Source organism: Tistrella mobilis (assembly GCF_039634785.1).
In the GTDB taxonomy this organism is placed as follows: domain Bacteria; phylum Pseudomonadota; class Alphaproteobacteria; order Tistrellales; family Tistrellaceae; genus Tistrella; species Tistrella mobilis.
Map to the genome: position 1 here is coordinate 1 of NZ_JBBIAB010000042.1, position 19,597 is coordinate 19,597.

Here is a 19,597-nt window from a genome sequence, read left to right on the forward strand (position 1 = left end):
CTTTCGCGCGTGTTCTGCACTGCGGGGATCTCGGCCTCCCGATCGACGGGCCCGGGGGGTGGCCACCCCCCGGGCCCGCTTTCATTATGCACGGCTTCGTCCAACAGGCGGGGATCCAGGTAGGCCTCCACAGGAATGATCGACGACCGCTCGCGACACGGCCCTGTCAGCCTCCTGACGCCCCCGTCCTCCCGGCCGGCGCCCACCATGTCGCCGTCCTTCACGCGGCGGCAAACCTGGATCCCCGCCTACGCGGGGATGACGGTGGAGGGGGTGTGCCGGGGCGGGCAGGGGCGTCGCCGGACATGACCGCCGGGTTCTGAAGGAACGTCGACGCTGCCCACCGCCCCGTCACTGTCTGCCGCCACCGTCGACCACCCCCGCACCGCCTGACCACCACCGCCGCTGTCCGACACCGCCGTTGACCCTGTCCGCACAAAAGAAACACCGTCATCCCCGCGAAGGCGGGGATCCAGGTAGGTCTCCACAGGAATGATCGATGACCGCTCGCGACCACGTTCCCGTCAGCCCCCTGACACCCCCGACCTCCCGGCCGGCGCCCACCATGTCGCCGTCCTCCACACGGCGGCAAACCTGGATCCCCGCCTACGCGGGGATGACGGTGGAGGGGGTGTGCCGGGGCGGGCAGGGGCGTCGCCGGACATGACCGCCGGGTTCTGCGGAAACGTCGATGCTGCCCACCGCCCCGCCATCGTCCGCCACCGCCGTCGATCGTGTCCGTACCGTCCAACCGCCACCGTCCGCCACCACCCCCGCACCGCCCGACCACCACCGCCCCTGTCCGACCCCATCGTCGCCCGTGTCCGCACAAAAGAAACACCGTCATCCCCGCGAAGGCGGGGATCCACCTTCCGTTCTCCCCCTTCCGCTGCCCCGGACCCCCCCGAATGCCGTTTTCCCCCCTCCGCCACCTCGCCGCCGCCCTCTGCCTCACCCTTCTGCCCGCAACCATCCATGCCCGCGAGGTGGTCATTACCACCACCGCCCACGGCATTCCCCATATCCTGGCACCCGATCTGGAAGCGGCGGGGTATGGCGCCGGCTATGCCTATGCCGCCGCCGGCAATGCCTGCCTGCTGGCCGATGCCCTGGTCACGGTGCGGGGGGAGCGGTCGCTGGTTTTCGGCCCGGAGGCCCAGGTCAATCTGGTCGCGGGCCGGGTGTCGAACCTCGTCTCCGACAGCTTTTTCCGGGCCTATCTCGACGATGCCCGCCTCACCATCGCCGATCCGGACGCCGATGCCCTGATCCGTGGCTATGCCGCGGGCTATAATCATTTCCTGGCCGACACCGACCCGCAGGCGCTGCCCGAAGCCTGCCGGGGCGCCGCCTGGGTCACGCCGGCCACCCCCGCCGATCTCCGCCGCCTGCTGGGCGAACGTGCCATTCAGGCGGGCGGCGGCCGCTTCGTCGAGGCGATCGCCACCGCGTCACCCCCTGGCCCCCACCCGGCACCTCAGGCCGCGACCGACCCGCTCGCCCCGCCGCCGACGCTGGCCAGCAACGGCTATGCACTCGGCGGCGATCTCACCGCCGATGGCGGCGGGCTGCTGCTCGGCAACCCGCATTTCCCGTGGGAGGGCGGGCTGCGCTTTTTCGCGCTTCACGTCACCGTCCCGGGCGTGATCGACGTGATGGGCGCGACGCTGGCGCCGATCCCGCTGCCGGCGATCGGCTTCAACGCCCGGTTCGCCTGGACCCACACCGTTTCGACCAGCCAGCGTTTCGTGCTCCACGAACTCCGCCTGGTGCCGGGCGACCCCACCGCCTATCTGGTCGACGGCGTGGCCGAACCCATGGTGCCGCGCGACATCGCCATCCCCGTCCGCGGCACCGACGGCCGGGTCACCACCGTCACCCGAAGGCTGTGGGAAAGCCGTTTCGGTGCCGTGCTCGCCATGCCGGCGCGTGGGCTTCCCTGGACGACCGACACCGCCTGGGCGATCACCGATCCGGAACGCAGCGACAGCCGCCTGGTGGCGCAATGGCTGCGCCTCAGCCAGGCCGGCAGCGTCGCCGAGGCGCAGGCCGCGCTGGTCGCCACCCGCGGCACGCCCTGGATCAACACGCTGATGGCCGATGCCGCGGGTGTCGCCGGCTATGCCGACCTCACCGGCGTGCCGCCGGTGACGGATGCACTTGCCCAAGCCTGCGCCCCCTCGGCCCGGGCGGCGGCGATCGCGGCCGCCGCCCGCATCACCATCCTGGCCGGCGACCGTGCCGCCTGCGCGGTGCCGGGGCTGATGCCGGCCGATCGGATGCCGGTCCGCAACAGCCACAGGTTGTTCATGAACGCAAATGACTCCTATTGGTTGTCGGATCCCGAGGCGCCGCTCACCGGCCTGCCGGCGATTCTGGGCCCGACCGGCGTGCCGCAGCGCCTGCGCACCCGGATGAGCGCCCGCCAGCTCGGCGAACTCACCGGCCGCCCCGGCCCGGCGATTGCGCCCTCGGACCTTGAGGCCATGCTGTTCTCGGAACGCAATCTGGCGGCCGATCTGGCGCTCGATGCCGTGCTCACCAGCTGTGCCGGCCAGCCCGACCTGGCCGAGGCCTGTGCGGTCCTTGCCCGCTGGGACCGGACCAGCGCGCCGGAGGCCCGGGGCGCCGGTCTGTTCCGTCAGCTCTGGCGCCGCCTTGGGGCGGATCCGGGGCGGAATGGCGGTTTCTGGTCGGTTCCCTTCGATCCCGCCCGGCCCTTCGACACCCCGCGCGCGCCGGATGCGCATGACAGGGCGACCGCGGATCTGCTGCGCGGCGCGCTGCGCCAGGCCGTGGCCGATCTCCGGGCCGCCGGCCTCGCCCTCGATGCGCCGCTCGGCGCCTTTCAGCAGCGTCTCGGCATTGCGCTCCGCGGCGGCGACGATGCCGAAGGCATGCTCGACAATCTGGGTCTGGGCCCGCTCGGCCCCGGCGGGTTCGACACCACGTCCCCCTATGGCACCAGCTGGGTGCAGCTGGTCCGCTGGCGCCGCCTGGCCGACGGCAGCACCGAACCGGTCGCCCGCGGCCTGCTGACCTATGGCCAGTCCGCCGACCCTGCCTCCCCCCTCCACACCGACCAGACCCGGCTTTATGCGGCGGGCGAACTGGTCGATCTGCCCTTCACCGCGGCCGCGATCGCCGCAGATCCGGGTCTGACGCAGCAGGTGCTGGATCTGCCCGACTGACCGCTGGTCTAAAAAAAACGTCATCTGCCCTGAAAAAGTCACCCGGCCGACCGTCCTATCCGGGACTGCGAGTGCCAACCAGTCGCAACACGAATGGGCACCCGCAACGGGACACGGGAAGATTGACAAAAAAATGCAGAAGACGGGAGCCGGTTGGACCATGACTGGTCGGAACAGGACAGAGGCACGCGCGCAGACGGCGCGCCGGCGGCGGGCCGAGATCGTGGCGGATGTCGCCCTTGCGGTCGGCATGGCCGGCATGGTGCTGGCCCAGGCCCCGGCGGCGCGCGCGGCCGGGGCCGACGGCGTGCAGCTGGCGCAGGCCGGGCAGGGCTACGACATCCCCGCCCAGTCGCTGACCGGCGCCATCACCAGCTTCGGCCGCCAGTCGGGCCTTCAGGTCACGCTGGATGCCGCCGTCGCGGGCGATCTGCGCTCGCCGGGCGTGCGCGGCAGCTACACGCCCGAAGAGGCGCTGCGCCGCCTGCTCCAGGGCACGGGCGTCACCTATCGCTTTGTCGATGCGCGGACGGTGACGCTGACGCCGGTGGACGGGCAGGGCGCCGCGGTTCTGGATCCGCTGGAAGTGGATGCCAACCGCCAGGTCGAAAGCCCCTTCCGGCCGATCGCCGGCTATGTCGCCACCCGCAACGTCACCGGCAGCAAGTCCGACGTGCCGCTGATCGAAACGCCCCAGACGATTTCGATCGTGGTGCGCGACCAGATCGATGCCCAGGCGGCCCAGACGGTGCCGCAGTCGCTGCGCTACACCTCGGGCATGATGACCGACCGCAACGGCCTGGACGAGCGCGCCGACTTTCTCTATGCCCGCGGTTTCAAGGTCGACAGCTATCTGAACGGCACCCGCTTCCTGGGCGGCACCTGGGCCACCGCCCAGATCGACGCCTATTCGCTGGAACGGATCGAGGTGTTGAAGGGGCCGTCCTCGGTGCTCTACGGCCAGGCCTCGCCCGGCGGCATCGCCAACGGCATCAGCAAGCAGCCGCTCGAAGATCCGGCCGGCGAGGTCCGCCTCCAGTACGGCGAATACAACCGGATGCAGGCCGCCTTCGACCTGACCGGCCCGCTCACCCAGGACAAGGACGTTCTGTTCCGCATCACCGGGCTTGGCCGCAGCGCCGACACCCAGATGGAGCAGACCAAGGAAGAGCGCTACTGGATCAATCCGGCGATCACCTTCCGCCCCAGCGAGGACACCACCCTCACCCTGCTCGGCAGCTATCAGACCGATCCGGCGCTGGGCGGTTATCAGCGCCTGCCGGCCTATGGCACGGTTCTGTTCAATCCGTCGGGCGAGATCCCGACCGATCTCTTCGTCGGCGACCCCACTTTCGACAAGCAGGAGCGCAAGCAGTACTCGCTGAGTTCGCTGTTCGAGCACCGCTTCGACGACACCTTCACCTTCCGACAGAACGCCCGCTTCATGCGGATTGATACCGATTTCGGCTATCTCTACACCGGCAACATCATGTCGCCGACCAGCAGCCTGATCCGGCGCAGCGGCGTGATCGCCGACGAGACCAATGACGGCATCACCGTCGACAACCAGATGCAGGCGAAGTTTGCGACCGGCGACGTCACCCATACGGCGCTGGTCGGCCTGGACTATCAGAACAACCGCAATGACAGTGTCGTCGACTACCTGCTGGCGAATCCGATCGACTATGCCAACCCGAGCTATGGCAATCCGGGGATCGATTTCGACAATCCCTTCTTCCAGCAGAGTTCGTCGCAGCGCTTCGAGCAGACCGGTGTCTATGTCCAGGACCAGATGTCCTATGGCAACTGGCATCTCTCGCTCGGCGGCCGTCACGACTGGCTGGACATCGACACCACCGACCGTCTGTCGAACACCGACAGCAGCCTGACCGAGAAGAAGTTCACCGGCAAGGTCGGCCTGCTCTACCACTTCACCGATATCGGCCTCGCCCCCTATGCCAGCTATTCCGAGGCCTTCGAGCCGATCGCCGGCACCACCACCGACGGCAGGGCGTTCGAGCCGCTGACCTCGCAGCAATACGAGGTGGGCGTGAAATATCAGCCCAAGGGCTGGAACACGCTCTTCACCCTGTCGCTCTACGACATCACCCAGCAGAACGTGGCGACCACCACCACCCGCGAGATCAATGGCGGCACGGTGAACTTCACCGACCAGAGTGGTGAAGTCTCGTCCCAGGGCATCGACTTCGAGATCCGGGCGAGCCCCTTCGACAACTTCAACGTCATCGCCTCTTACGCCTATGTCGATGCCGAGGTCACCAAGGCCGGCAACATCACCGGCACCGAGGGCAAGACCCCGGTCTATGTGCCCGAGCATTCGGGCTCGCTCTGGGCCGATTATCGGTTCCTCGACGGCTATGTCGCGGGCCTCGGCCTCGGGGCCGGCATCCGGGTCAACGGCAAGACCTGGGCCGATGCCATGAACACCGTCGAAGTGCCGGGCTATGCCGTCTACGACGCGGCCGTCAGCTACGACCTCAGCTATCTGAACCCGGATCTGGCCGGCGCGAAGTTCCAGATCAACGCCACCAACCTCACCGACAAGATCTACGTCGCCGACTGCCAGAACCTCACCAACTGCTATTACGGCGCACGCCGGAAGGTCTATGCCACGCTCAGCTACCAGTGGTAATCAGCATCCGCAGAATGCGGCAACCGGCGGTGGTGGGGTTGACCTGCCGCCGTCGGCCGTCGCCTGGACGGGGGCGGTGCCAATGGACCCGGTAATTGAGGGCGCCTTTCAGGCCCGCGGGCTCGGCTTTGCGGTGGGCCGCCGGCAGCTGCTGGCCGATGTCGATCTCGGCATCACCAAGGGGCGGGTGCTGGGGCTGATCGGCCATAACGGCTCGGGCAAGAGCACACTCATGAAGCTGCTCGCCCGCCAGACCGTGCCGACCGCGGGGCAGGTCACGCTCGACGGCCGGCCGCTTTCCGCCTGGGGCGACCGTGCTTTCGGCCGCAAGGTCGCCTATCTGCCCCAGACCCCGCCGGCGGCCGCGGGCATGACGGTGCGCGAACTGGTCCGGCTCGGCCGCTATCCCTGGCACGGCGCGCTCGGCCGCTTCAGCCGCCGCGATGCCGAGCGGGTCGATGCGGCGATGGAGGCCACCGACACCACCCGCTATGCCGACCGCATGGTCGACAGCCTGTCGGGCGGCGAGCGTCAGCGGGTCTGGATCGCGATGCTGGTCGCCCAGGACGCCGATTTCATGCTGCTCGACGAGCCGATCTCCGCCCTCGACGTCGCCCATCAGATCGAGGTGCTGGACCTCGTCCACCGCCTTGCCCGCAACGGTGGTACCGGCGGAACAGGGCAGGGGCCGGGCGTCGTCGTCATCCTCCACGACGTCAACATGGCCGCCCGCTTCTGCGACGACATCCTGGCGCTCAAATCCGGCCGCGTCCTGCTCCGCGGCGGCCCCGCCGACCTGATGACCGAAGACGCCCTCGCCCGCATCTACGGCGTCCGCATGGGCATCCTGCCCCACCCCACCGGCGGCCGGCCGGTGGGCTTCGTGTATTGACGGGGATGAAAACGGTGCACCGCCCACCCGACACGACCCGCCCCCGCACCGGCACCCCGCCGCGGTCACACACCGGCCCCGCCACCCCGCCGCCGTCACACACCGGCCCCGCCACCCTGCCGCCGTCACACACCGGCCCCGCCACCCTGCCGCCGTCACACACCGGCCCCGCCACCCTGCCGCCGTCACACACCGGCCCCGCCACCCTGCCGCCGTCACACACCGGCCTCACCACCGTCGTTCCCACACCCACCACCGTCATCCCCGCGAAGGCGGGGATCCACCTTCTTCCCCTCCGCCCGACGACCGCCGCCCACCCTGGCCCCGCCACCCCACCCACGACCACCGCAAAGGTGGATCCCCGCCTCCGCGGGGATGACGGGAGAGGGGGCGGAGAGCGGGGCGGGGCCGTCATGCCGTCCATGACCGCCACGGCAGGCCGCACGACGACCGTGGCCCACCCGGGCACCGACCTCCCTGGCCCCGCCACCCCGCCGCGGTCACACACCGGCCTCACCGCCGCCACCCCGCCGCGGTCGCACACCGGCCTCACCACCGCCACCCCGCCGCGGTCACACACCGGCCTCACCGCCGCCACCCCGCCGCCGTCACACACCGGCCTCACCACCGTCGTTCCCACACCCACCACCGTCATCCCCGCGAAGGCGGGGATCCACCTTCTTCCCCTCCGCCCGACGGCCGTGGCCTACCCTGGCGCCGCCACCCCACCCACGACCACCGCAAAGGTGGATCCCCGCCTCCGCGGGGATGACGGGAGAGGGGGCGGAGAGCGGGGCGGGGCCGTCATGCCGTCCATGACCGCCGCGGCAGGCCGCCCGCCTGCCGCCGGCCTCCCCGAAAAGATGTGCGGCCGGCCATGACCATCACCCGCCGTCATCTCATCGCCGGGCTGGTCTCGGCACCGTTTCTACCGGGGGTAGCCCGGGCGGCGGCGCGTGCGGTCGATCGGCCGCGGCGGATCGTGGCGCTCGACTGGTCGTCGGCCGAGACGTTGATCATGCTCGGCCGGCCGCCGGTGGGCATCGTGCGGGTGCCCGATTATCGGGCCTGGGTGGTGGAGCCGCCCCTGCCCGACGGTATCGCCGATGTCGGCATGCGGCTGGAGCCCAATCTGGAGGTCGTCCAGGCGCTCGCCCCCGATCTGATCCTGATCGCGCCGGGCCTTGAAGCCGTGCGCGCGCGGCTGGAGAGCATCGCCCCCACGCTGCGCCTGCAGGTCTTCACCCCCGGCCGCCCGGCCTTTCCGGCCGCCATCGCCGAAACCCGCCGTCTGGGGCAGCTGCTGGGGCTGGAAGATGCCACCGAGGCCGCGCTCGCCGCGGCCGGGGCGCGCATGGGCCGGGCGCGCGCGCGGCTCGGCCGGTATGACGGCCGTCCGCTCTATGTCGTCAATGTGCTCGACGATCGCCATGTCCGCGTGCTGGGCCGGACCGGTCTCTGGCAGGCGGCCCTCGACCGGCTGGGCCTTGTGAATGCCTGGACCGGCGACAGCGGCCCCTGGGGCATGGCGACCGTCGGGCTGGAGCGGCTGACCGCCGACCCGCAAGCCCGCCTCGTCCATGTCGCCCCCGGCCCCGCGGGCTTCGAAGCCCGCCTCAGAACCAGCCCCCTCTGGCGCCATCTGGACATGATCCGGGCGGGCAGGGTGGTGGGGTTGCCGGCAGTTTTTCCTTTCGGTGCCGTGCCTTGCACCCTGCGCTTCGCCGATTGTCTCAGCCAGGCACTGGCTGTGGAGGCCGGATCATGAGCCTTGCCCTCGATCTGCCGCGCCGGCGTTTCCATCCGGGTCTGCTGGTCCTGCTGCTCGCCCTGCCGGCCCTGGCGCTGGCCCTGCTGCGGCTGGATCTCACTTTGGCCCCCGGCGCCTGGTGGCCGGCGATCCTTGGCCCCGAGGCCGGGATGGGGGCGGGCGCCGACGTCGATATGGCACAACTGCTGGTCCATTATTCGATGCTTCCGCGTGTGGCGGTGTCGCTGCTCGCGGGCGCCGCACTGGGCCTCGCCGGTGCCGTCTTCCAGCAGGTGTTGCGCAACCCGATCGCCTCGCCGATGACGCTGGGTGTGGCCGCCGGTGCGCGGCTGGCGCTTACCCTTGCCACGCTCTGGGCGCCGGCGCTGGTTGCGGTCGATGCCGCCGGCCAGGCGGGGTGGGGCGGCTCGGGCCGCGAGCTGGTCGCGGTGGCGGGCGGCGGCCTCGCCACGCTGGCGGTTTTCGGCCTGGCCGCCCGCCGCGGCCTGTCGCCGGTGTCGCTGATCCTGGCCGGCATGATCGTCAGCCTGTATTGCGGCGCGCTGGGGGCGGCACTCACCCTGCTATACGAACCCTATCTGACGGCGCTGTTCATCTGGGGCGGCGGTTCGCTGGTTCAGCAGGACTGGCAGACGACCCTCTGGCTGCTGCCGCGTCTGGCAGTCTGCGCGGTGCTCATCGCCGCCATGATCCGCCCGCTCACCCTGTTCGAGCTGGATGACGAGGGGGCCGCCGCCCTTGGCCTGTCGCTCGGCCGGGTGCGCTTCCTGGCCCTGCTGCTGGCCGTGGCGCTTGCCGGTTTCGTGGTCGCGGCCGTGGGCGTCATCGGCTTCGTCGGCCTCGCCTCCCCGGCGCTCGCCCGGCTGGCCGGCGCCCGCCGCGTGCGCGACCGGCTGCTCTGGGCGCCGCTGATCGGGGCGGCGCTGCTCTGTCTCACCGATCAGCTGGTCTGGTTTCTGGGCGAACAGCTGCCGACCGGCGCCGTCACCGCTTTGCTCGGCGCGCCCTTGCTGCTCTGGATGCTGCCGCGGCTGGCGCTCGGCGGCCGCCCCGAAACCCCGCCGATGGCCGCCGAACCCGGCCGCGCCCCGGGCTTTCTGCCGGCCGCGATCATCGGCCTCGGCATTCTGGCCCTGCTGGTCGTGGTGGCGCTGGCCCTCGGCCGCGCGCCCTCGGGCACGGTCACGGGGCAGTCCGTCTGGCTCTGGAGCGATCCGCTGACCTCCGACATGCTGCGCTGGCGCTGGCCGCGGGTGCTGGCCGCCGTCACCGCCGGGGCGGCCATGGCCGCGGCCGGCTGTCTGATGCAGCGCTTCACCGGCAATGCCATGGCCAGCCCCGAAGTGCTCGGCATTTCGGGCGGCGCCGCCATCGCCACGGTGCTGGCCGGCTTCCTGCTGCCGGTGGTCGACCGGCCGGCGCAGATCCTGGCCAGTGCCGCCGGTGCCGTGCTCACCCTGCTGTTCATCATCCGCCTGGCCCGCCGTTCGGGCTTCGGGCCCGAACGCGTGCTGCTGGCCGGCGTCGCCATGGGGGCGCTGTTCGATGCGGTGGTCGTCGCCATGCTCGCCACCGGCGATCCCCGCGCCACCCAGCTGCTGGCCTGGATGGTGGGGTCCACCTATGTCGTCGGCCCGGCCGATGCCGTCGCCACCGTCTTCGTCGTTACGGCCCTGCTTGCGCTCGCGCCGCTTGCCGCGCGCTGGCTCGACATCCTGCCGCTCGGCACCGCCACCGCCCGGGCGCTGGGTGTCCCGCTTCATGCCGCCCGGCTGGTGGTGCTGCTGATCGCGGCCGCACTCTCGGCCGCGGCCACGCTGGTGATCGGCCCGTTGAGTTTTGTGGGGCTGATCGCCCCGCATATCGCCCGTCTCGCCGGTTTCCGCCGGGTTCTGCCCCAGCTTGCCGCCGCCGTGATCATCGGCGCCGCCATTCTGGTCGGGGCCGACTGGCTGGGCCGGACCCTGTTGTTCCCGCGCCAGATGCCGGCCGGCCTGCTCGCCGCCCTGGTCGGCGGTCCGTATTTCATGTGGCTGTTGTGGCGCCGCGCCTGACCGGCGCCACAGCCCCAGACCGCGGGCCAAACCCCGAAAGGACCTGTCCCGGATGTTTGCCGAACTGCTGCGGATCCTGAAGCCGTTCTGGCCGCTCGCCCTGGTTTCCACCCTGATGGGCACGGCCAGCGGCTTCGCCACCACCGCGCTGCTCGCCACCATCAATGATGCACTTCACACCGATGGCGGCGCCACCACCGCGCTCCTGCTGATCTTCGCCGGCCTCGCCGTCCTCACTCTGGTGGGCGAGACGGTGTCGGATATCGGCAACAGCCTGGTCGGCCAGCGGGTGGTCGCCCGGCTGCGCCATGATCTCTGTGCCCGCATCCTGACCGCACCGGTGGCGGAGCTTGAACGCTATCGCCTGCATCGCCTGACCGCCGTCCTCAACCAGGACGTCGACACCATCACCCAGTTCACCTTCAACTTCTCGGGCTTTGCGATCTCCATCGCCATCGCGCTCGGCTGTTTCGCCTATCTGGCGGTGCTCTCGCCGCTGATGTTCCTGATTGCGCTGGTGGCGATCATCCTGGGCACCGCCGGCCACACCTATGCCCGCCGCAACGGCTTTCTGGGCTTCGCCGCGGCGCGCGAGGCCGAAGACGAGCTTCAGAAGCAGTATCGCGCCATCACCGAGGGCGCCAAGGAACTGCGCATCAACCGCCGCCGCCGGGCGGAGATGTACAATGTGCAGCTCGACCGCACCATCTCGTCGATCCGCGATCTGCGCATGCGGGCGGTCAGGATCTTCTGCACCGCCAATGCCTTCGGCTCGGCGCTGTTCTTCGTGGTCATCGGGCTGATGCTCGCCATTCAGTCGATGTCGCCTTCGGCCGATCAGAAGGTGATCAGCGGTTTCGTCCTGGTCCTGCTTTACGTCAAGGGCCCGATCGAGGGCATCGTCGCCATGCTGCCGCTGCTGGGCCGCGCCCAGGTCTCGCTGCGCCGCATCGCCGATCTGCGCGCCCGCTTCTCGGAAGCGGAGCCGCATCTGCCGCTCACCGACCGTGCCACCGCTCTGGAACCGCTGGAGCGGCTGGACCTGTCCGGCGCCCGTTTCGCCTTCCCGGCGCCCGAAGGCGGCACCGCCTTTGAACTCGGCCCCATCGATCTCACCATCCGCCGCGGCGAGATCGTGTTCATCACCGGCGAAAATGGCGGCGGCAAGACCACGCTGATCAAGCTGTTGCTGGGCCTGTACGAACCGGTGGCGGGGGAGGTGCGTTATAACGGCCGGCCGCTGACGCCCGAGCTGCGCGACGATTACCGCCAGATGTTTTCGACCATCTTCACCGACTACTACCTCTTCGACGATCTGAACCTGCCCGACGGCGTGCTGCCCGATGAGGCGCGGCGCTATCTCGAAGAGCTTGAAATCGCCCACAAGGTCTCGGTCAAGGACGGGCGGTTCACCACCACCGATCTGTCCACCGGTCAGCGCAAGCGCCTGGCCCTGGTTCATGCCTGGCTGGAGGGCCGGCCGGTGCTGGTCTTCGACGAATGGGCGGCCGATCAGGACCCGGAATTCCGCAGGATCTTCTATACCGAGCTGCTGCCGGCGCTGAAGGCCCAGGGCCGCACGATCATCGCCATCTCTCATGACGACCGCTATTTCCACATCGCCGACCGCCATATCCGCATGCAGGGCGGCCGGGTGATCGCGGCCGACGGGCCGGACCAGGATGCACCGGAGCAGGGGGCACCACAGGCAGAGCCGCGCCCGGCCCGGGCCGGCTGATCTCCCGCCTTACAAAAACGAAGCAGGGCAGGGGGTTCTGCGAACACCCTGCCCTGATATCTGAACCCGAAAGACCGGTGCCGTCACTGCCCCGGCAGGATGACCGGCTGATGCGTGCCCGGCGGCTGGGTGTCCTGAATGCCGTTATCGGTATTCCAGGCCCGGCCGCCGCCGGCCACCTGCTCCAGCGCCTCGTCGCTCAACTCGTCCTCGGCCGGCAGCACGATATGCAGATGGGCGGGCGTGTCTTCCAGCACCGAAATCGTCAGCCCGGCCGGGATCTCCATCCCGAACAGCGCCGTCAGCGCGGCATGCGGGGCGGCCTTCAGCCGGTCGCGGAAGCCGGCATCCTCTTGCGCCCGGGCAATGATCTGCCGCAGGGCGTCGTCACGATCGATCACGCATCATCTCCTTATGGGCCAAAGCGCGCGTGGGGGGGAGTCTGGTGGGCGGGCGTCAATCGCCGTGCCCGAAAGTGCGCGAGGTGATGCCCGAACCCGGCGTCTTGTCCGCACCGCCGTTCCATGCCCCGCCGCCGCCGGCCACCTGCTCCAGCGCCTCGTCGCTCAGCGTCTCATCGGTGGGCAGCACGATATGCAGATGGGTGGGCGTGTCTTCCAGCACCGAAATCGTCAGCCCGGCCGGGATCTCCATCCCGAACAGCGCCGTCAGCGCGGCATGCGGGGCGGCCTTCAGCTGATCCCGGAACCCGGCATCTTCCTGCGCCCGGGCGATGATCCGCCGCAGGGCCTCGTCATGATCGATCATGGGGACTCTCCATTGATCGGTTGTGAAACGCATATCGGTGTTGGCCGGCATGAAGGGGGAAGGTGGATCCCCACCTTCGCGGGGATGACGGTGGTGGGTGTGGGGCAGACCTGGGCGAGGGGCGCGCCTGACATGACCTGGCATGGCACACGGCGCCCCTGTCTGGTTCTCCCTTGGCCAACCTCTGCACACCCCCTATACCGTCATCCCCGCGCAGGCGGGGATCCAGGTTCGTCCCCCCATCAAGAAGGCCGCACATTCCGGATCCGGCGGTGATGGCCGACATGGCCGTCCGCGCTGCTGGCCGACCGTTCATTTTCGTGGACACCAACCTGGATCCCCGCCTTCGCGGGGATGACGGTGGTGGGTGTGGGGCAGACCTGGGCGAGGGGCGCGCCTGACATGACCTGGCATGGCACACGGCGCCCCTGTCCGGCCCTTCCTTGGCCAACCTCTGCACACCCTCTCTACCGTCATCCCCGCGAAGGCGGGGATCCAGGTTCGTCCCCCCATAAAGAACGCCGCGCATTCCGGATCCGGCTGTGATGGCCGACATGGCCGTCCGCGCTGCTGGCCGACCGTTCATTCTCGTGGACACCAACCTGGATCCCCGCCTTCGCGGGGATGACGGTGGTGGGGCGGGGTGGAGCTGGGCAAGGGGCGCGCCTGACATGACCGGCCAATGGCACATGGCGCCCCTGTCCGGCCCTCCCTTGGCCAACCTCTGCACACCCCCTATACCGTCATCCCCGCGGAGGCGGGGATCCAGGTTCGTCCCCCCATAAAGAACGCCGCGCATTCCGGATCCGGCGGTGATGGCCGACATGGCCGTCCGCGCAGCTGGTCGACCGTTCATTCTCGTGGGCACCAACCTGGATCCCCGCCTTTCGCGGGGATGACGGTGGTGGGGGCGGGAGTGACGGTGGCGTCGTCAGCGCGTGACAGCAGCATGGTGGCCCGGCACGCCGTTTCCGCCCCGCCCCTGCCTCGACCCGGCCCGGCGCAACCGCAGACCGTTGTCACCCGCCACCCAGGCGTGGCCCGTTCGCCAGGATGCCGCCCCTGGCCGTGTCGATCGTGCCATTGCTATTCGGATTATCGACGCCCGACGGAGTGCTGCCGCCGGCCACCATCTCCAATGCCTCGTCCTCCAACGCCCCGTCGCTCGGCCTGTCGGCGGCGGGCAGCACGATGTGCAGATGGGTCGGCGTGTCTTCCAGCACCGACAGGGTCGTCGTGGCGGGGATCTCGATGCCCGGAAGCGATGCAACCGCCGCGCGCGGGTCGGCCTTCAGCTGATGCCGGAAGCCGGCATCCTCCTGCGCCCGGGCGATGATCCGCCGCAGGGCCTCGTTATAGTCGATCATCGGGAACCTCGTTTTGAGTCAGGCGTCGTTCCAGCCGGCCAACAGACTGCCGCCCGAAGCGGCGCTTGGCCCCGTCGGGGACCAGCTCACCCCGGCGCCGCCGGCGACCGCGTCCAGATCTGCATCCGAAAGTTGATCATTTTCCGCCGGCAACACGATGTGCAGATGTGTCGGGCTGTCCTCGACCACCGTCACCGACACCACCGAAGGGATCTTGATGCCCAGAAGCGACGCAACCGCTGCGCGTGGCTCGGCCTTCAGCTGATCCCGGAAGCCGGCATCCTCCTGCGCCCGGGTGATGATCCGCCGCAGGGCCTCGTCGTGATCGATCATCGGGATGCCCTTTCGATGGGAGACCGTGAACAGCATGCCCGGATGCGCGGGTCCTGCCGGCCGGGCGTCAACTGTCGACCCCGAAGGTGGTCCAGCGGGGATCGCCGGCGTCCGGGGGCGGCGGGGGGGAATCCATCGTTCGTTGGAAGGGGTGCCAGGCACCGCCGGCCACCATCTCCAATGCCGCGTCCTCCAACGCCCCGTCGTTCAGCCTGTCGTCGGCGGGCAGCACGATATGCAGATGGGTCGGCGTGTCTTCCAGCACCGACACGGTCATGACCGACGGGATCTCTATCCCCAGCAGCGTTTTCAGGGCCGCGCGGGGGTCGGCCTTCAACTGGTCCCGGAAGCCGGCATCTTCCTGCGCCCGGGCCACGATCTGCCGCAGGGCCTCGTCATGATGGATCATGGGGAAGGTCTTTCGATTGGTGTTGAACCGGGCGGTTCAGGCTTCGTCCCAACCCATCGGCCGCCCGCCTGATGCCGAGGTCGGCCCGGTGTTGAAGAAGTCCCGGGCGATGCCCCAGTTCACCCCGGCACCGCCGGCGACCGCCTCCAGATCTGCATCTGAAAGTTGATCATTTTCCGCCGGCAACACGATGTGCAGATGTGTCGGGCTGTCCTCGACCACGGTCACCGATACCGCTGAAGGGATCTCGATGCCCAGAAGCGATGCAACCGCTGCGCGTGGGTCGGCAACCAGCGCCGCCCGAAATGCCGGGTCCTCCGCGGCCTTGGCGACGATTTTCCGGTGGGCCTCGTCATGGCTGATCATGTGTCACGCCTCGTCAGTTTCCGTCGTGTCCTGCAATACTCTGGCAAGGCGCAACGCGGCTGTCGAACATACAGCAGGGCGAATATCAACCACGATTGATGCAACCCCGCACCGTCAGCCGGGCCGGTTCCAGCCGCTCATGCGGGCGGCCATCTCCTCCAGTGCCTCGTCGGTCAGGTCGTTTTCGGGCAGCACGATATGCACGCGCCGGGGCGCGTCCTGCAGGATTTCGATCTCCAGATCGGGCGGCAGATCCACCCCGAACATGGCTTCCAGCGTGGCATGGGGGGCGATTTTCAGGCTGTGGCGAAACACGGGATCGCGGGCGGCGCGGTCGGAAATCCGGCGCACGGCCTCCTGGCGGCTGATCATGCGGTGGTGGTCCTGTCGATGTCGTCTCAAAAACCGGCTGGTCGTCAATATCGTCCGCAGACCGCGCGGATCCAGGCTGCACGGAGCCGGGCAGATCCCAAGCGGTGAAGACCGGCACGATACCGGCGGGTCGGCGGCGGATTGTTGCAATATGCGGCAACACCGTCGAGATCGACATAGGCGCCAGATCAACGATCATTCATGGAATGGGCAGGTTCAGCCGCGCGTCCGCCATCTGGCCCTGGCGTCGCAGTTCGATATCCCCTCGCCTCTGGTGGCATTATGAAAGTCGATAATAGATGATTATCGGACTTTAATGATGAATCATGCGAACGGCTGAACCACGGCAGGACAGCAGACCCGCCAGAACCTCACCCAATCACCTTTCATACATGGCATCCTTGCCGACACGCGCGGGGCTTTCGGCCGCACGGGCACCATCCCACACAACAAACATGAGAATTTGCCGCCATGACCATCCGAACCGGCCAATGCCTCTGTGGGCAGGCGAGATTGGCCACCGAGGGTGAGCCGATCCGCATCGGCATCTGCCATTGTACGGATTGTCGGAAAGAAAGCGGCTCGGCCTTCACATTCTACGCCGTCTGGCCGTCAGATCGGGTGCGCCACACCGGCCGGATCACCGAACACCGCGGCCAGCATTTCTGTCCACACTGCGGCGCGCGACTTTTCGGCCGGGATGGTGACGAAACCGAGGTCAAGGCGGGCATTCTCTCCGATGCCCCGACCGGACTGGTGCCCGGCTACGAACTCTGGGTCAAACGCCGCGAACCCTGGCTCCGCCCGATCCCCGGCGCCGAACAGTTCCAGGAAAACCGGCGCCGCCGCGACTGACCGGCCGGCCGGGCCGCCCCGGCGCGTGCGACGTCCTCTGGCCGGAAAGCCGGCCGGGTCCCTGCCTCCGCGGGGATGATGGCGGAGGGGAAGATCCGTGACCGGGCCGGTCTGCACCGGACAGCCAGCCGCCGGCATTCTGCACAAGCTCTCCACGGTCACGCCCGGCTCCGCGGTATAGCGGCGGCAAGGGGGGGGGGTGTCTCCGGCACCGGTCGGCGCCCGACCACCACTGTTTCAATCCTCCCCCCCGGAAAGGATGCCCCCTCAACACCGTGAGTACCGCCGGAAGACAGGGGGCGTGCGGCCCCTTCAGCACGCGGACCAGGCTTGCGGGGGCACGTCCGGGGTGTCAGGGCGTCAGCAGAAAGAGCCCCGTGGCCGCACTCTTCCCAAAGATACCGCCTGAAATCGGCCGTACAGGTTCGATAATCGCTGGGGCGCGTGGCGGAGGTCTGGGCATGGGCCCGGGCCGGCGGCTCCTTGGGGCAGCGCAGGCTGGCCTGCCTTCTGGTGCCGGGCGCCGTTGGTCAGCCCGGGCTGGTGGCCTGGATTGTGCGGGTTCCCTGTCGACAGGCTCGAACCAAGCGAAGTTCGTATAACGAACAAATCTCCGCATATTTTGCGCCGTTCCTCCTGCCTGGCTGGCTCGGGCGCGGTAAGGTCGTGGCGGGATATGCTCCTACGGTGTTCGTTCCGCGAACTGTGGGGCGCATCTCACCGGTCAAAGACCGATAAAATGCGGCCACAAAAAAGAAGCGGCGCCGCCCCCTGTGGGGCGGCGCCGTGCGGGTGGTCAGGCCGGGCGTTGCCGCACGGCCGGGTGGGTGGCCCAGCTCGACGGGACCTCGATGTCCATGTCCAGCAGGATCTGGCCGAAGCCCTTGCCCAGCGGGTCGTTGCGCATCGATGCCATGCCGCCGCCGCCCAGCGCGCGGGTCAGCAGGAAGTTCATGGCATGCACCCCCGGCACGTCGAACCGGGTCACGCTGCCATCTGTGGCCATCAGATGCGCAAACCAGGCCTGGACTTTTTCGGGCGTCACCTGCCGGCGCAGCCAGGGCAGGAAATCCGGGTGGCGGGCGATCAGGCCGATATTCGAGCTGTCGCCCTTGTCGCCCGATCGGGCCCAGGCCACCGAATACAGCGGCAGCGCTATAGTCGATTCGGCTATTTCCGCGCCAACAATAGCCAGATCGGCTATTTCCGACGAATCGCCGGCTGAACGGCCGGTTTTCTGCGCGGCGGTTTTAGCCGTTTCGGCTATTTCCTGGCCGTTATCGATAGCCGGATCGGCTATCAGTCCAGTCCCGATCGCCTGCGCCGGCATGCCATCCGACGGTATCCGGATAGGCATGACATCATCACCGAGCGTGACGGTGACCGCCACATCGCGTTTCGGCATAAGAAACGAGAACAGCCGGACCACCGGCGAGGCCTTGGGCCGGCCCCCGGCGCCGGTGGTGCCGGGCGACCACGAGGTGCCGGCCGGGGCGATCTCGCGGGCGAAGATGCCCAGCGCCTTGCGGTCGTCGTGGCTTGCAGACAACCGCATGACAACCTCGCGCGCGCCACCTGCCCGGGCATGCGGGCCATACATCGATTCGGCGCCCAGGATCTCGGTGCAGGTCGCCCGGTAATCGGCCAGATTGGCCTGGCGGAACATCGCCCGGGTCCGGGCCAGAATCGCATCGGCGGTGCGCTGCGCCTTGGCGGCGGCATCGATGCCGATGATGGTCAGCTGGGCCACCGCGCGCCAGCCATCCATATAGGTGGCCGAGGCCTTATAGCTGTCGGTCGGCGCGCGACCGCGTGTTCCCTGCACACGCACGCGGTCGGGACCGACCGCCTCCATCGTCACCGCGGTGAAGTCGCAGATCACATCCGGCAGCATATAGGCCGCCGGGTCGCCCACCTCGTACAGCATCTGTTCGGCAACCACCGCCGGCACCACCAGCCCGCCGGTGCCCTGGGGCTTGGTCACCACGAAGCTGCCATCGGCCGCGCATTCGGCGATCGGATAGCCGATATCCGCCCAGTCGGGCACCAGATCCCAGTCGGTGTGCAGGCCGCCGGTGGCCTGGCAGCCGCATTCCAGGATATGCCCGACCAGGCTGCCGGCCGCCAGACGATCGTAGTCGTCCGCCGCCCAGCCGAATTCGTGCATCAGCGCCCCCAGCGCCAGCGCGCTGTCGGCCGAGCGGCCGGTGATCACCACATCGGCGCCGGCATCCAGCGCCGCCTTCACCGGCAGGGCGCCCAGATAGGCATTGGCGCTCATCAGTTTTTCGGGCAGGGCGGCGCCGGTGAACATCTCGGTCACCCCGGCCGACCGCAGATCGTCCAGCTTGCCCAGCAGGTCGTCGCCTTCGACGATCGCGATCTTCAGGCTGACGCCGGCCTCGTCGGCAAGCCTGGTCAATGCGGCGGCGCAGGCCCGCGGATTGACCCCGCCGGCATTGCTCAACACCTTGATTTTCCTGGCCGCGACGTCTTTGATCACCGCCCGCATCGCCACCTCGACGAAGTCGGTGGCATAGCCCTGATCCGGCGCTTTCGCCCGCATCGAGGCCAGAATCGACATGGTCAGCTCGGCCAGATAGTCGAAGACCAGATAGTCGATATCGGCCCGCCGGACCAGCTGCGGCGCGCCCACGGCGCTGTCGCCCCAGAAGCCCGAGGCTCCGCCGATCCGCACGATCCTGTCGCTTGTATGAATTCCACTCATCGGGCCGTCTCCTGATAGGATGTTTGGCCTGATAGCCGGGAGAGGGTCGCCGCGTTGCGCTCGAAGGATGATCTTCGTGCATGAGATTGGCGCCCTCGCC

General features: G+C 68.9%; 15 protein-coding genes. 7 read left to right on the forward strand and 8 right to left on the reverse strand.

The window, feature by feature from the left end:
* Positions 1-908: 908 nt before the first annotated feature.
* From WI697_RS26780 to WI697_RS26805, 6 genes are all read left to right on the forward strand, one after another.
* The gene (locus tag WI697_RS26780) at positions 909-3,191 is read left to right on the forward strand and encodes a penicillin acylase family protein (RefSeq protein ID WP_345960607.1); all 2,283 of its coding nucleotides are present in this window, start codon (positions 909-911) and stop codon (positions 3,189-3,191) included.
* A gap of 160 nt (positions 3,192-3,351) precedes the next feature.
* Positions 3,352-5,844 (forward strand): TonB-dependent siderophore receptor, encoded by a 2,493-nt coding sequence (locus WI697_RS26785; RefSeq protein ID WP_345960608.1) that lies wholly within the window; start codon positions 3,352-3,354, stop codon positions 5,842-5,844.
* An 82-nt stretch (positions 5,845-5,926) separates the two neighbouring features.
* Positions 5,927-6,736, forward strand: a complete 810-nt coding sequence (locus tag WI697_RS26790) for an ATP-binding cassette domain-containing protein (RefSeq protein ID WP_345960609.1) — start codon at positions 5,927-5,929, stop codon at positions 6,734-6,736.
* Positions 6,737-7,613: 877 nt separating this feature from the next.
* Complete coding sequence (locus WI697_RS26795; protein ID WP_345960610.1) at positions 7,614-8,504, forward strand: ABC transporter substrate-binding protein; 891 nt, start codon at positions 7,614-7,616, stop codon at positions 8,502-8,504.
* The gene (gene fhuB / locus WI697_RS26800) at positions 8,501-10,561 is read left to right on the forward strand and encodes a Fe(3+)-hydroxamate ABC transporter permease FhuB (RefSeq protein ID WP_345960611.1); all 2,061 of its coding nucleotides are present in this window, start codon (positions 8,501-8,503) and stop codon (positions 10,559-10,561) included. The genes WI697_RS26795 and fhuB overlap by 4 nt, the downstream gene beginning before the upstream one ends.
* Positions 10,562-10,613: 52 nt before the next feature.
* Positions 10,614-12,299, forward strand: coding sequence for a cyclic peptide export ABC transporter (locus tag WI697_RS26805; RefSeq protein WP_345960612.1), 1,686 nt, complete (start codon positions 10,614-10,616; stop codon positions 12,297-12,299).
* An 83-nt stretch (positions 12,300-12,382) separates the two neighbouring features.
* Here the strand turns inward: WI697_RS26805 and WI697_RS26810 are convergent, their stop codons facing one another.
* The 7 genes from WI697_RS26810 to WI697_RS26840 all read right to left on the reverse strand — a co-directional run bounded on the left by WI697_RS26810 (position 12,383) and on the right by WI697_RS26840 (position 15,914).
* Positions 12,383-12,700 carry an NHLP leader peptide family RiPP precursor gene (locus WI697_RS26810; protein WP_345960613.1) on the reverse strand — a complete coding sequence of 106 codons (318 nt, stop codon included), beginning with the start codon at positions 12,698-12,700 and terminating at the stop codon, positions 12,383-12,385.
* A 55-nt stretch (positions 12,701-12,755) separates the two neighbouring features.
* Positions 12,756-13,067, reverse strand: a complete 312-nt coding sequence (locus WI697_RS26815) for an NHLP leader peptide family RiPP precursor (protein ID WP_345960614.1) — start codon at positions 13,065-13,067, stop codon at positions 12,756-12,758.
* A 1,019-nt stretch (positions 13,068-14,086) separates the two neighbouring features.
* Positions 14,087-14,434 carry an NHLP leader peptide family RiPP precursor gene (locus WI697_RS26820; RefSeq protein WP_345960615.1) on the reverse strand — a complete coding sequence of 116 codons (348 nt, stop codon included), beginning with the start codon at positions 14,432-14,434 and terminating at the stop codon, positions 14,087-14,089.
* Between the two features lie 18 nt (positions 14,435-14,452).
* Positions 14,453-14,767, reverse strand: a complete 315-nt coding sequence (locus WI697_RS26825) for an NHLP leader peptide family RiPP precursor (RefSeq protein ID WP_345960616.1) — start codon at positions 14,765-14,767, stop codon at positions 14,453-14,455.
* 67 nt (positions 14,768-14,834) lie between these two features.
* Positions 14,835-15,176 carry an NHLP leader peptide family RiPP precursor gene (locus tag WI697_RS26830; RefSeq protein ID WP_345960617.1) on the reverse strand — a complete coding sequence of 114 codons (342 nt, stop codon included), beginning with the start codon at positions 15,174-15,176 and terminating at the stop codon, positions 14,835-14,837.
* Between the two features lie 36 nt (positions 15,177-15,212).
* Entirely contained in the window at positions 15,213-15,542 is a 330-nt protein-coding gene (locus WI697_RS26835) for an NHLP leader peptide family RiPP precursor (protein ID WP_345960619.1), read from the reverse strand.
* 114 nt (positions 15,543-15,656) lie between these two features.
* Positions 15,657-15,914 (reverse strand): hypothetical protein, encoded by a 258-nt coding sequence (locus WI697_RS26840; protein WP_345960620.1) that lies wholly within the window; start codon positions 15,912-15,914, stop codon positions 15,657-15,659.
* 471 nt (positions 15,915-16,385) lie between these two features.
* Between WI697_RS26840 and WI697_RS26845 the strand changes: the two genes are divergently transcribed.
* Positions 16,386-16,769: a GFA family protein gene (locus tag WI697_RS26845; protein WP_345960621.1), complete on the forward strand. Its 384-nt coding sequence runs from the start codon at positions 16,386-16,388 to the stop codon at positions 16,767-16,769.
* A gap of 796 nt (positions 16,770-17,565) precedes the next feature.
* Here the strand turns inward: WI697_RS26845 and WI697_RS26850 are convergent.
* Positions 17,566-19,497: an acyclic terpene utilization AtuA family protein gene (locus tag WI697_RS26850; RefSeq protein ID WP_345960622.1), complete on the reverse strand. Its 1,932-nt coding sequence runs from the start codon at positions 19,495-19,497 to the stop codon at positions 17,566-17,568.
* Positions 19,498-19,597: the final 100 nt, after the last annotated feature.